Raw genomic sequence first — 12,486 nt, 5'->3', positions numbered from 1 at the left:
TGGCTGACAGAGTAATCCAGCAACCGCCTGAGGGGAATCCTCGCACTCATGAAACTGCACTTGTTTGCTTAATTGTCGAACATTTATTCGACTGAAACGCTTCAGCTATGTTAAGCGAAAGCGGGAATAAAAGGAACGATACCCCAACATGCTCCGCTCAACTTCTGACGTACATCACAGTTTTGGTGGAATAACTGCAACTGAGCGCCGCAGTGGTGGAATAAAGAACAGGGCATAAATGGAATAATCGGCATAAAAAAGGGCCGCCGAAGCGACCCTACTATTTAGCGAGACGGATTACAGAATCGCTTTAGCCTGTTTCACCACGTTTTCCACGGTGAAGCCAAACTCTTCGAACAGCAGCTCCGCCGGCGCAGACTCACCGAAGGTGGTCATGCCGACGATAGCGCCGTTCAGGCCAACGTATTTGTACCAGTAGTCTGCGATGCCAGCTTCGACAGCCACGCGAGCAGAAACGGCTTTCGGCAGCACAGATTCACGGTAAGCCGCATCCTGCTTGTCGAACGCGTCGGTAGACGGCATGGACACTACGCGCGCTTTCACGCCTTCGGCAGTCAGTTTGTCCCATGCGGCAACCGCCAGCTCAACTTCAGAGCCGGTAGCGATGAAGATAAGCTCAGGCTGACCGGCGCAATCCTTCAGCACGTAGCCACCGCGAGCGATGTCTTTCAGCTGCTGCTCGGTACGATCCTGCTGAGCCAGGTTCTGACGGGAAAGGATCAGGGCGGTCGGGCCGTCGTGACGCTCAACGCCGTACTTCCACGCTACTGCAGACTCAACCTGGTCACATGGGCGCCAGGTGCTCATGTTCGGGGTTACGCGCAGGGAAGCAACCTGCTCAACCGGCTGGTGAGTTGGGCCATCTTCGCCCAGGCCGATGGAGTCGTGGGTGTACACCATCACCTGACGCTGTTTCATCAGCGCAGCCATACGCACCGCGTTACGGGCATATTCTACGAACATCAGGAAGGTAGAGGTGTACGGCAGGAAGCCACCGTGCAGGGAGATACCGTTGGCGATAGCGGTCATACCGAATTCACGCACGCCGTAGTGGATGTAGTTCCCGGCAGTATCTTCGTTGATCGCTTTAGAACCGGACCAGATAGTCAGGTTAGAAGGCGCCAGGTCAGCGGAACCGCCCAGGAATTCCGGCAGCAGCGGGCCAAACGCTTCGATAGCGTTCTGGGATGCTTTACGGCTGGCGATCTTGGATGGGTTAGCCTGCAGCTTAGCGATGAACTCGTTCGCTTTCGCGTCGAAGTCAGAAGGCATTTCGCCTTTCACGCGGCGAGTAAACTCCGCGGCTTCCTGCGGGAAGGCTTTCGCGTAAGCAGCAAACTTCTCGTTCCATGCGGCTTCTTTAGCCTGACCCGCTTCTTTCGCATCCCACTGCGCGTAGATATCAGAAGGGATTTCGAACGGTGCGTGGTTCCAGCCCAGAGCCTCGCGAGTCAGTGCGATTTCTGCATCACCCAGCGGTGCGCCGTGAGAGTCGTGGGTACCGGCTTTGTTCGGGGAGCCAAAACCAATGATGGTTTTGCACATCAGCAGAGAGGGTTTGTCGGTTACCGCACGCGCTTCTTCTACCGCACGTTTGATAGCCGCTGCATCGTGGCCGTCTACGCCGCGCACGACGTGCCAGCCGTAGGCCTCAAAGCGTTTTGCGGTATCGTCGGTGAACCAACCTTCAACGTGGCCGTCGATGGAGATGCCGTTGTCGTCATAGAACGCAACCAGTTTACCCAGCTTCAGGGTACCCGCCAGAGAGCAAACCTCGTGAGAGATGCCTTCCATCATGCAGCCGTCACCCATGAATGCATAGGTGAAGTGGTCAACGATGTCGTGACCAGGACGGTTAAACTGCGCCGCCAGCGTTTTCTCTGCGATAGCCATACCGACAGCGTTCGCAATACCCTGACCCAGTGGACCCGTCGTGGTTTCCACACCTGCGGTGTAGCCCACTTCCGGGTGGCCCGGCGTCTGAGAGTGCAGCTGACGGAAGTTTTTCAGCTGTTCAATCGGCAGATCATAACCGCTGAGGTGCAGCAGGCTGTAAATCAGCATAGAACCGTGGCCATTGGACAGCACGAAGCGGTCGCGATCGGCCCAGGATGGGTTCTGCGGGTTATGGTTCAGGAAATCACGCCACAGGACTTCGGCAATGTCGGCCATGCCCATAGGGGCACCCGGGTGACCGGATTTGGCTTTTTGTACTGCGTCCATGCTGAGCGCACGAATAGCATTGGCAAGCTCTTTACGAGAGGACATTTTGACTCCAGATCGGATGGTTGAAGGTCGCGCCTTGACTACGATGCGTTATGGGCTACGCCCGAAAATGTGACAACAATGTACACCAGGGGAATGGTCATGTACATGCGGCGTGCCGTTGACAGGGTAAGAAATCTCTGGATAACGCTCGCAAGTTGCGCAACCTGATGCGCAGGCCATTTATTCTTCTTTATACTGAGTCTGGAGCCGCCTCGCCTGCGGTAAATCCGATTCTGTTTTTACCTATTATAAAGAAAGGAAAATGGCCATGAAGATGCGCCCAATATTGTTGAGCCTGAGCGTCGCAGCCCTGCTGAGCGGCTGCCAGGGAATGGATTCCAACGGGCTACTTACCTCCGGAGCCGAAGCTTTTCAGGCCTACACTTTAAGCGACGCGCAGGTGAAAACCCTGAGCGATGACGCCTGTAAGCAACAGGACAGCAAAGCCACGATAGCCCCGGCAGACAGCCCTTATTCCCAGCGGTTGAACAAAATTGCCTCCGCGCTGGGCGATAACATTAACGGCCTGCCGGTTAACTACAAGGTTTATGTGACCAAAGACGTCAACGCCTTCGCCATGGCGAATGGCTGTATCCGCGTGTACAGCGGCCTGATGGACATGATGGACGACAACGAAGTTGAAGCGGTGATTGGCCACGAGATGGGGCACGTCGCGCTGGGTCACGTGAAAAAAGGTATGCAGGTCGCGCTCGGGACTAACGCAGCCCGTGTTGCTGCGGCATCAGCAGGCGGCGTGATTGGCAACCTGTCTCAGTCTCAGCTTGGGGATTTAGGCGAAAAACTGGTGAACGCTCAGTTCTCCCAGCGGCAAGAATCCGAAGCGGACGACTACTCTTACGATCTGTTGCGCAAACGCGGCATCAACCCGACCGGCCTTGCCACCAGCTTTGAGAAACTGGCTAAGCTCGACGAAGGCCGTCAAAGCTCCATGCTGGACGACCACCCGGCATCTGCAGCGCGTGCCCAGCATATTCGTGACCGCATGGCGGCAGATGGCATTAAGTAAAGCAATACCGCCCCAAATGGGGCGGTATTTAAGGGCTTATTCGCCTTTCTTGGCCGCCTGGATATACAGCATTTCCAGCGCCAGTGTCGCCGCAGCCAGGGCAGTGATTTCAGACTGGTCGTAGGCCGGAGCCACTTCCACCACGTCCATCCCCACGATGTTCAGATCTTTCAGGCCACGGACCAGCTTGATAGCACGGTCAGACGTCAGGCCGCCAATCACCGGCGTACCGGTACCCGGCGCAAACGCAGGATCCAGGCAGTCGATGTCGAAGGTCAGGTAAACCGGCATATCGCCGACGATCTGCTTAACCTGGGCAATGATATCGTCCACGCCGCGATCGTTAACCTGGCAGGCATCCAGCACGGTGAAGCCGTTATCTTTGTCAAATTCGGTACGAATACCGATCTGCACGGAGTGGTTCGGATCGATCAGACCTTCGTTCGGCGCGGTGTAGAACATGGTGCCATGGTCAAACTCGCAGCCGTTCGCGTAGGTGTCGGTGTGCGCATCAAAATGAACCAACGCCATTTTGCCGAAGTGCTTAGCGTGCGCGCGCAGCAGCGGCAGAGTGACGAAGTGGTCACCCCCGAAGGAAAGCATACGCTTGCCGGCAGCCAGCAGACGCTCGGCGTGCGCCTGGAGATTTTCGCTCATCTCACGGGCATCACCGAAGGCGTAAACCAGATCGCCGCAGTCCACAACGTTCAGACGCTCGCGCATGTCGAAGTTCCACGGGAAGCGGTTTCCTTCCCATGCCAGGTTGGTGGATACCTGACGAATCGCTGCCGGGCCGTGGCGGCCACCGGCGCGACCTGACGTTGCCGCATCGAACGGAACGCCGGTGATCACCCAGTCTGCATCGCTATCGTACGGCTGGAAGTTCAGCGGGAAACGTAAAAAACCAAAGGCATTAGATACCAGGGAGTTATCGTATTTGTGGCCTAAGGTGCTCATTGTCTGACCTCTCGGTTGGGGTTAAAAAACGCCTAAAAAAAATCCCCTCCGCGTCGTTAAACCCGACGAGGAAGGGATTGGATTGGGGACTGCTATTTATTGAGCGGATTATCGCCGCTAATTCATACGGGTTCAAGAGAGTATAGGCTATTACGCTCCCTTTGCCCCTCCTCAGGGAGGAGAGGCAAAACGATAGCTTACTCGTCTTCCAGATACGTGTATCCGTACAGGCCAGCTTCGAACTCTTCGAGGAACTGCTGCTGCAGCGCATCGTCAAGGCCAGTGTTTTTCACCTGGTCACGGAACTGGGTCAGCAGCTTGTTCGGGTCGAGCTGCACGTACTGCAGCATGTCTGCCACGGTATCGCCTTCGTCAGACAGCTCAACTTCCACGGAGCCGTCAGGGAAGACGAAGACGTCCACCGCTTCGGTATCACCGAACAGGTTATGCATGTTGCCGAGGATTTCCTGGTACGCACCCACCATGAAGAAGCCCAGCATCGGCGGGTTCTCCGGATCGTATTCCGGCATCGGCATCGTCGTAGCAATGCCGTCACCATCAATATAGTGGTCAATCGCCCCGTCGGAATCGCAGGTAATGTCCAGCAGCACTGCGCGGCGCTCCGGTGCGTGATTCAACCCTTCCAGCGGCAGCACCGGGAACAGCTGATCGATCCCCCACGCGTCCGGCATCGACTGGAAGAGCGAGAAGTTGACGTACATTTTGTCCGCCATGCGCTCCTGCAGCTCGTCGATAATTGGACGGTGCGCGCGGTTGCTTGGATCAAGCTGCTTCTGCACGTCGTGGCACATGTTCAGGTACAGCTGTTCTGCCCAGGCACGTTCCTGCAGGCTATACGCCCCGGAGGAGTAGCCGACGTGGATATCGTGCAGGTCCATCTGGCTGTCGTGCAACCATTCACGCAGCGAGCGGCGAGTTCCCGGCTGATGCATCTCTTCCCAGGTTTCCCACATACTTTGCAGCGCGCGAGGGGCGTCATCCGCAGGCGGTGTTGCTTCGGTGTATTCGTTACGTTCCACGCCGATAATATTGGAAACCAGCACGGTGTGGTGCGCGGTCACGGCGCGGCCAGACTCGGTGATCACCGTCGGGTGCGGCAGACCATTTTCTTCGCAGGCATCGCCAATCGCCCAGATAATATTGTTCGCGTACTCGTTCAGGCCATAGTTAACCGAGCAGTCGGACTGGGAGCGTGTCCCTTCGTAGTCCACACCCAGGCCACCGCCAACGTCGAAGCACTGGATGTTTACGCCCAGTTTATGCAGCTCAACGTAGAAGCGCGCGGACTCACGAACGCCGGTGGCGATATCGCGAATGTTCGCCATCTGCGAACCCAAGTGGAAGTGCAGAAGCTGGATGCTGTCCAGGCGGCCGCGTTCACGCAGGATTTCGACCAGTTGCAGAACCTGGTTTGCCGCCAGGCCGAATTTGGACTTCTCACCGCCGGAGGACTGCCATTTACCGGACCCCTGAGAGGCCAGACGGGCGCGAACGCCCAGGCGAGGGATCACATTCAGTCGCTCAGCTTCTTCGAGCACGATGCCAATCTCGGACATCTTCTCGATAACCAGGTAGACCTTATGGCCCATCTTCTCGCCGATCAGCGCCAGGCGGATGTATTCGCGGTCTTTATAACCATTACAGACGATAACCGACCGGGTCATCCCCGCATGCGCCAGCACGGCCATCAGCTCGGCTTTAGAGCCTGCTTCCAGGCCCAGCGGTTCGCCGGAATGAATCAGCGACTCAATCACACGGCGGTGCTGGTTAACTTTGATCGGGTAAACCAGGAAATAGTCGCCGTTGTAGCCGTAGGATTCGCGCGCACGCTTAAAGGCGGCGTTAATCGAACGCAGGCGGTGCTGCAGGATCTGCGGGAAGCAGAACAGCGCAGGCAGGCGCTGACCCTGAGCTTCGCGCGCTTTCACCAACTCGGCGAGATCCACGCGAGCTTCCGGAACGTCCGGATCCGGGCAAACGCTGATATGGCCCAGTTCGTTGACGTCGTAATAGTTATTGCCCCACCAGGCAATATTGTATGTACGCAGCATCTTGCTGGCTTCCTCGGAGCTCATGGCAACCTCCTGAATGGAACGATGTACATCCTGCTCGCCCACTGACGAACCCGAAACAGAAGTGATTTTGTCAGTCATGGCGAACCTCAGATTTTGTCGATTGTGCAAAACAGTTGACTACTATCGCAGGGGTATCCTGCAATAACAACCCATTAACAGCGCGTACTGACAGCAGAAGACGCTGACAGCCAGGCTGTGCGACCGGTTTCATTTTCATATCATTGTAAAACACGTATCCGAACCCTGTATGACAGGACGGCGAAACCACGAGAAAACTCTTGTAATACAAGAGCGCCCTTGTTCAGTTACCACGGCGGATTACAGACCGGCCCGGGGATCCTGAGAAGCGCCGAGATGGGTAAAACATCGGCAAGTTTGAAAACATGAGATGCAGGCTGCGAGGAGCATATGCGCGCCAGAATGGCGGGCTGGGTTAAATGAATGACGGCGGTTCATTACTCGTATCACCTCCACGCATACGTTGAACATGTATGCGACAAGCCAAAGCTGCGAACACTGTACCTGACAGGCTCTGAATAATTGCTCAACCCGGCTGGAAGTGGGCAACACGAATCGTGTGCTTTTGATTAAGCCGCGCGCGCCGCTTTATACCGATATAAGGGGTAAAAAGCAAAACAAAATGTGTAAATTGCCAGCAGTGTCAGCTCCGCTTTCCACTAAAGATTTATCACATGTTGCCGTTACCCTAAAAAATTCTGGCTATCTGCCGATTGTCTAATCTAAAATGGCCGTCCAGATGTTAATCCATCTATACTGATTAACTGTTAGACTGCCTGTTTTTCAATCTGTGGCAATAAGTTCCCGGGTTGGTCTATCTCGCCACCGCTGTGGCGTAGAGCAGCAGCCTGAACTAAATAAATCCTCTTAGGGTGAAGAAAATATGGCTAAACACCTTTTTACGTCCGAGTCTGTATCTGAAGGGCATCCTGATAAAATCGCTGACCAAATCTCCGACGCCGTCCTTGACGCCATCCTCGAGCAGGATCCGAAAGCACGCGTAGCCTGTGAGACCTACGTCAAAACCGGTATGGTTCTGGTTGGCGGCGAAATCACCACCAGCGCGTGGGTTGATATCGAAGAAATCACCCGTAAAACCGTGCGTGAAATCGGCTACGTGCATTCAGATATGGGCTTTGATGCCAACTCCTGCGCCGTTCTGAGCGCGATTGGTAAACAGTCCCCGGACATCAATCAGGGCGTTGACCGTACCGATCCACTGGAGCAGGGTGCGGGCGATCAGGGCCTGATGTTTGGCTACGCCACTAACGAAACCGACGTGCTGATGCCAGCGCCAATCACCTATGCCCACCGTCTGGTGCAGCGTCAGGCAGACGTGCGCAAAAACGGCACGCTGCCATGGCTGCGTCCGGACGCGAAAAGCCAGATCACCTTCCAGTACGACGACGGTAAAATTGTCGGTATCGATGCGGTTGTGCTGTCCACTCAGCACTCTGAAGACATCGCGCTGAAAGACCTGCAGGAAGCGGTGATGGAAGAGATCATCAAACCTGTTCTGCCGGGCGAGTGGCTGAACGCCTCCACCAAATACCACATCAACCCAACCGGCCGTTTTGTTATCGGTGGCCCAATGGGTGACTGCGGTCTGACCGGCCGTAAAATCATCGTTGATACCTACGGCGGCATGGCTCGCCACGGTGGCGGTGCATTCTCCGGTAAAGATCCGTCTAAAGTTGACCGTTCTGCTGCCTATGCTGCGCGTTATGTTGCGAAAAACATCGTGGCTGCAGGCCTGGCTGACCGCTGTGAAATTCAGGTTTCTTACGCTATCGGCGTGGCGGAGCCAACCTCCATCATGGTGGAAACCTTCGGTACTGAGAAAATCTCTACCGAGCAGCTGACCCTGCTGGTGCGCGAGTTCTTCGATCTGCGCCCATACGGCCTGATTCAGATGCTGGATCTGCTGCACCCGATTTACAAAGAGACCGCCGCATACGGTCACTTTGGTCGCGAACATTTCCCATGGGAAAAAACCGACAAAGCCGCACTGCTGCGTGAAGCCGCTGGCCTGAAATAATCCGCCACCGCTTTGTGCTTTAAAGGCCAGCTCATGCTGGCCTTTTGCTTTTTGCTTCTACGCCACCCAACCTCTCTCCTCCTGGCTTCGGCTATCTTTGGCTGCGCATTGAAACCGATTACAATTTTCTTAAAAAGCCTTAACTCCCCTTCTTATTTAACTGCGTGTTCAAACACATCATTTGTTACATAACGCCTCATACAGCCCCGATAATTCACCACAAGAGGGGTCTTAATTGCCTTTAATACGCTGTTTTATCGGCATTCAATTTCCTCTCAATTTAAATCTTTAGTGTAAACGATTACATCACTGTGATTATCATCACACACTTCATCCCTTTGCTGCCCTACCCTTAAAACCGTCAAATCCGAATAACCCACATGGAGGGTGATATGCCTGACAATAAAAACACCGGGCGCTCAAACAAAAGCATGACTTTTTTTGTCTGCTTCCTGGCCGCACTCGCCGGCCTGCTGTTTGGCCTGGATATCGGCGTGATTGCCGGTGCGCTGCCGTTTATCGCCAAAGATTTCGCCATCACCTCCCACACTCAGGAATGGGTGGTGAGTTCGATGATGTTCGGGGCTGCCGTCGGCGCCATCGGCAGCGGCTGGCTCTCTTTCAAACTGGGGCGAAAATACAGCCTGATGATTGGTGCCGTGCTGTTTGTGCTCGGTTCCCTGTTCTCGGCCTTTGCGCCTAACGTTGAAGTGTTGATTGTTTCCCGCGTCCTGTTGGGCCTGGCCGTCGGCGTCGCTTCCTACACTGCGCCGCTGTACCTGTCAGAAATTGCGCCGGAGAAAATCCGCGGCAGCATGATCTCCATGTACCAACTCATGATAACCATCGGTATTCTGGGGGCTTATCTCTCCGATACCGCCTTCAGCTACACCGAGTCCTGGCGCTGGATGCTGGGCGTGATCACCCTTCCCGCTTTGCTGCTGCTGGTTGGCGTGTTTTTCCTGCCGGACAGCCCGCGCTGGTTTGCCGCCAAACGCCGTTTCCACGACGCTGAACGCGTGCTGCTGCGTCTGCGCGATACCAGCGCAGAAGCGAAACGTGAGCTGGATGAAATCCGCGAAAGCCTGAAGGTCAAGCAGAGCGGCTGGTCGCTGTTTAAGGACAACTCCAACTTCCGTCGCGCGGTCTTTCTCGGCGTACTGCTGCAGGTCATGCAGCAGTTCACCGGCATGAACGTCATCATGTACTACGCGCCAAAAATCTTTGAAATTGCCGGATTCGCGAACACCACGCAGCAAATGTGGGGCACCGTGATCGTCGGCCTGATTAATGTGCTGGCAACCTTCATCGCTATCGGTCTGGTCGATCGCTGGGGGCGCAAGCCAACGCTGGTGCTCGGCTTCCTGGTCATGGCCGTTGGCATGGGCGTGCTGGGTACCATGCTGCACGTCGGCATTCACTCCCAGGGCGCACAGTACTTCGCGGTTGCCATGCTGCTGATGTTTATCGTTGGCTTCGCCATGAGCGCGGGCCCGCTGATTTGGGTATTGTGTTCCGAAATCCAGCCGCTCAAAGGGCGCGATTTCGGCATCACCTGCTCCACCGCCACCAACTGGATTGCCAATATGATCGTCGGTGCCACCTTCCTGACCATGCTGAACACGCTGGGCAACGCTAACACCTTCTGGGTTTACGCGGCGCTGAACCTGTTCTTCATCGTCCTGACGCTGTGGCTTATTCCTGAGACTAAACATGTCTCGCTGGAGCACATCGAACGTAACCTGATGAAAGGCCGTAAATTACGCGAAATCGGCGCACATAATTAAGCCTGAATGTCCCCTCCCGATCGCGGGAGGGGCTTGCGCCGGGTTATCTCCCCCATTATTCTCTGCCGTTATGAAAGCCCCCCGACTCCCCATCGCTCTCCAGCAAGCCGTGATGCGCTGCCTGCGTGAAAAACTTCAGCAGGCCAACGTGCATTTAGGCACCCATTATCCTGAGCCCAAAATGGTCTTTCAGCAGCGTGGCACCGCCGCCGGCACCGCCTGGCTGGAAAGCTACGAAATTCGCCTCAATCCCGTCTTATTGATGGAGAATCAGCAGACCTTTATCGACGAAGTCGTGCCTCATGAGCTGGCCCATTTGCTGGTATGGAAGCATTTTGGCCGTGTCGCCCCTCACGGCAGAGAATGGAAATGGATGATGGAAACCGTGCTCGGCGTCCCGGCCCGCCGCACGCATAAGTTTGAAGTCGATTCGGTACGCAAAAATACCTTCCCCTACCGCTGCCCTTGTCAGCAGCATCAGCTCACCGTGCGTCGCCACAACCGGGTGCTGCGCGGCGAAGCTGAATATCGCTGCACCCATTGCGGTCAGTTATTAAAACCTGACGTTACAACCTCATGTAATTAATCACTTATTTCTGGGGCTTTTACGCCACCTCTGATTGAAACTGGATATTCGATCAGGTAGGGTGCGGGCACGTTTTAGTAAGGATTCTGGAAATGTCTCGCAAAATTTCTTGGGCTGTTGCATTCGTTGCAGCCCTCAGTTCGCTGCCCGCCTTCAGCACCGGCATCAATAGCTTCGCACAGGCCAAAACCGCAGGCGTCAAGGTCAACGCCGATGCTCCGGGCGACTTCTACTGCGGGTGTAAAATCAGCTGGCAGGGTAAAAAGGGTATCCCGGATCTTGAATCCTGTGGCTATAAAGTGCGGAAGAACGAAAACCGGGCCACACGTATTGAATGGGAACACGTCATGCCGGCCTGGCAGTTCGGTCACCTGCTGCAATGCTGGCAGGACGGCGGGCGTAAAAACTGCGCCAAAGATCCGGTATACCGCAAAATAGAAAGCGATATGCACAACCTGCAGCCTGCCGTTGGCGAGGTTAACGCCGACAGAAATAACTTCATGTACAGCCAGTGGAACGGCGGCGAAGGCCAGTACGGCCTGTGCGCCATGAAAATTGATTTTAAAGATAAAGTGGCCGAGCCGCCGGAACGCGCAAGAGGTGCGATTGCACGCACTTATTTCTACATGCGCGACCAATACCAGCTGTCGCTTTCACGCCAGCAGACTCAGCTCTTTCAGGCATGGGATAAACGCTATCCGGTCAACGACTGGGAGTGTGAGCGGGATGAACGCATTGCGAAAGTCCAGGGCAATCATAATCCATATGTGCTGCGGGCTTGCCAGGCGCGAAACAGCTAACCTACACTAGCGGCAATTCTTTATTTGCTGTGACGAACATCGCCCCTCAGGCCCACAGAGAAAGGGACGGAAAATCCCTTCTCCCTTTTTGGGAGAAGGTCAGGATAAGAAGCCATTCCTGCAGCGCAACTAACCGGAACTCACTTCATGCGTATACCCCGCATTCACCATCCTGAAAATCTTTCCGTTGGCCAGGACGTTGCCCTGAGCGAAGATGCGGCTAACCACGTTGGACGTGTGCTGCGCATGGGCACAGGACAGGCCATTCAGCTGTTCGACGGCAGTAATCAGGTGTTCGACGCTGAAATCGTGCAGGCGGATAAAAAAAGCGTGCGCGTTAAAATCCTGGCGGGCAATGAGGATGACCGTGAGTCACCGCTTTGGCTGCATCTCGGTCAGGTCATGTCACGCGGTGAAAAGATGGAATTCACTATTCAGAAGGCCGTGGAACTGGGTGTAAACGCGATCACACCATTGTTTTCCGAACGCTGCGGCGTAAAACTCGATGCGGAAAGGCTGAACAAGAAACTCCAGCAGTGGCAAAAGATTGCGATTGCCGCCTGCGAACAATGCGGCCGCAACCGGGTGCCCGAGATTCGCCCGGCGATGGACCTGGCAGCCTGGTGTGCTGAGCAGGATGATGCCCTGAAGCTCAATCTGCATCCGCGAGCCAGCGCCAGCATCAACACGCTGCCGCAGCCGGTCGAGCGCGTCCGCCTGCTGATTGGCCCGGAAGGCGGCCTGTCTGCGGATGAGATTGCCATGACCGCAGAGCACCAATTTACTGATATTCTGTTGGGACCGCGCGTTCTGCGTACTGAGACCACCGCGCTCACCGCCATCACCGCACTACAGGTGCGCTTTGGCGACCTGGGCTAAAGGAGAACA

At 55.4% G+C, this 12,486-nt stretch carries 11 protein-coding genes; 6 read left to right on the top strand and 5 right to left on the bottom strand.

The window, feature by feature from the left end; all coding sequences use genetic code 11:
• Window positions 1-297: 297 nt before the first annotated feature.
• On the bottom strand, window positions 298-2,289 hold the full coding sequence (gene tkt, locus B9Y90_RS20395) for a transketolase (RefSeq protein WP_085542350.1): 1,992 nt from the start codon (window positions 2,287-2,289) through the stop codon (window positions 298-300).
• A gap of 268 nt (window positions 2,290-2,557) precedes the next feature.
• Here tkt and B9Y90_RS20390 point away from each other — a divergent pair, with 268 nt between their 5' ends.
• Complete coding sequence (locus B9Y90_RS20390) at window positions 2,558-3,316, top strand: metalloprotease LoiP (protein WP_085542349.1); 759 nt, start codon at window positions 2,558-2,560, stop codon at window positions 3,314-3,316.
• 36 nt (window positions 3,317-3,352) lie between these two features.
• Here the strand turns inward: B9Y90_RS20390 and speB are convergent, their stop codons facing one another.
• The 4 genes from speB to B9Y90_RS27680 all read right to left on the bottom strand — a co-directional run bounded on the left by speB (window position 3,353) and on the right by B9Y90_RS27680 (window position 6,825).
• Window positions 3,353-4,273, bottom strand: a complete 921-nt coding sequence (speB, locus tag B9Y90_RS20385; protein ID WP_038479002.1) for an agmatinase — start codon at window positions 4,271-4,273, stop codon at window positions 3,353-3,355.
• A gap of 197 nt (window positions 4,274-4,470) precedes the next feature.
• Window positions 4,471-6,447: a biosynthetic arginine decarboxylase gene (gene speA, locus B9Y90_RS20380; RefSeq protein WP_071842805.1), complete on the bottom strand. Its 1,977-nt coding sequence runs from the start codon at window positions 6,445-6,447 to the stop codon at window positions 4,471-4,473.
• Complete coding sequence (gene yqgB, locus B9Y90_RS20375; protein ID WP_441302661.1) at window positions 6,440-6,580, bottom strand: acid stress response protein YqgB; 141 nt, start codon at window positions 6,578-6,580, stop codon at window positions 6,440-6,442. The genes speA and yqgB overlap by 8 nt, the downstream gene beginning before the upstream one ends.
• A 107-nt stretch (window positions 6,581-6,687) precedes the next feature.
• Window positions 6,688-6,825 (bottom strand): hypothetical protein, encoded by a 138-nt coding sequence (locus B9Y90_RS27680; protein ID WP_441302660.1) that lies wholly within the window; start codon window positions 6,823-6,825, stop codon window positions 6,688-6,690.
• A 445-nt stretch (window positions 6,826-7,270) separates the two neighbouring features.
• Between B9Y90_RS27680 and metK the strand changes: the two genes are divergently transcribed.
• The 5 genes from metK (at window position 7,271) to rsmE (ending at window position 12,477) form a co-directional block, all read left to right on the top strand.
• Entirely contained in the window at window positions 7,271-8,425 is a 1,155-nt protein-coding gene (metK, locus tag B9Y90_RS20370) for a methionine adenosyltransferase (RefSeq protein ID WP_085542347.1), read from the top strand.
• A gap of 392 nt (window positions 8,426-8,817) precedes the next feature.
• The gene (locus B9Y90_RS20365) at window positions 8,818-10,212 is read left to right on the top strand and encodes a sugar porter family MFS transporter (RefSeq protein ID WP_085542346.1); all 1,395 of its coding nucleotides are present in this window, start codon (window positions 8,818-8,820) and stop codon (window positions 10,210-10,212) included.
• A 70-nt stretch (window positions 10,213-10,282) separates the two neighbouring features.
• Window positions 10,283-10,798 (top strand): SprT family zinc-dependent metalloprotease, encoded by a 516-nt coding sequence (locus B9Y90_RS20360; protein WP_085542345.1) that lies wholly within the window; start codon window positions 10,283-10,285, stop codon window positions 10,796-10,798.
• Between the two features lie 92 nt (window positions 10,799-10,890).
• Window positions 10,891-11,598 (top strand): deoxyribonuclease I, encoded by a 708-nt coding sequence (endA, locus tag B9Y90_RS20355; RefSeq protein WP_085542344.1) that lies wholly within the window; start codon window positions 10,891-10,893, stop codon window positions 11,596-11,598.
• A 147-nt stretch (window positions 11,599-11,745) separates the two neighbouring features.
• Entirely contained in the window at window positions 11,746-12,477 is a 732-nt protein-coding gene (rsmE, locus tag B9Y90_RS20350) for a 16S rRNA (uracil(1498)-N(3))-methyltransferase (protein WP_085542343.1), read from the top strand.
• Window positions 12,478-12,486 lie beyond the last annotated feature (9 nt).

The organism is Cedecea sp. NFIX57, from assembly GCF_900177785.1.
GTDB classification, from domain to species: Bacteria; Pseudomonadota; Gammaproteobacteria; order Enterobacterales; family Enterobacteriaceae; genus Cedecea; species Cedecea neteri_C.
The sequence above is the reverse complement of the archived record's forward strand: the minus strand, read 5'-3'. Positions and strand labels throughout refer to the sequence as shown.

What these genes read in the sequence shown, in the direction of transcription:
- tkt (WP_085542350.1), bottom strand. Translation starts at nt 2,289, where the DNA reads ATGTCCTCTCGTAAAGAGCTTGCCAATGCTATTCGTGCGCTCAGCATG.
- B9Y90_RS20390 (WP_085542349.1), top strand. Translation starts at nt 2,558, where the DNA reads ATGAAGATGCGCCCAATATTGTTGAGCCTGAGCGTCGCAGCCCTGCTG.
- speB (WP_038479002.1), bottom strand. Translation starts at nt 4,273, where the DNA reads ATGAGCACCTTAGGCCACAAATACGATAACTCCCTGGTATCTAATGCC.
- speA (WP_071842805.1), bottom strand. Translation starts at nt 6,447, where the DNA reads ATGACTGACAAAATCACTTCTGTTTCGGGTTCGTCAGTGGGCGAGCAG.
- yqgB (WP_441302661.1), bottom strand. Translation starts at nt 6,580, where the DNA reads ATGAAACCGGTCGCACAGCCTGGCTGTCAGCGTCTTCTGCTGTCAGTA.
- B9Y90_RS27680 (WP_441302660.1), bottom strand. Translation starts at nt 6,825, where the DNA reads ATGAACCGCCGTCATTCATTTAACCCAGCCCGCCATTCTGGCGCGCAT.
- metK (WP_085542347.1), top strand. Translation starts at nt 7,271, where the DNA reads ATGGCTAAACACCTTTTTACGTCCGAGTCTGTATCTGAAGGGCATCCT.
- B9Y90_RS20365 (WP_085542346.1), top strand. Translation starts at nt 8,818, where the DNA reads ATGCCTGACAATAAAAACACCGGGCGCTCAAACAAAAGCATGACTTTT.
- B9Y90_RS20360 (WP_085542345.1), top strand. Translation starts at nt 10,283, where the DNA reads ATGAAAGCCCCCCGACTCCCCATCGCTCTCCAGCAAGCCGTGATGCGC.
- endA (WP_085542344.1), top strand. Translation starts at nt 10,891, where the DNA reads ATGTCTCGCAAAATTTCTTGGGCTGTTGCATTCGTTGCAGCCCTCAGT.
- rsmE (WP_085542343.1), top strand. Translation starts at nt 11,746, where the DNA reads ATGCGTATACCCCGCATTCACCATCCTGAAAATCTTTCCGTTGGCCAG.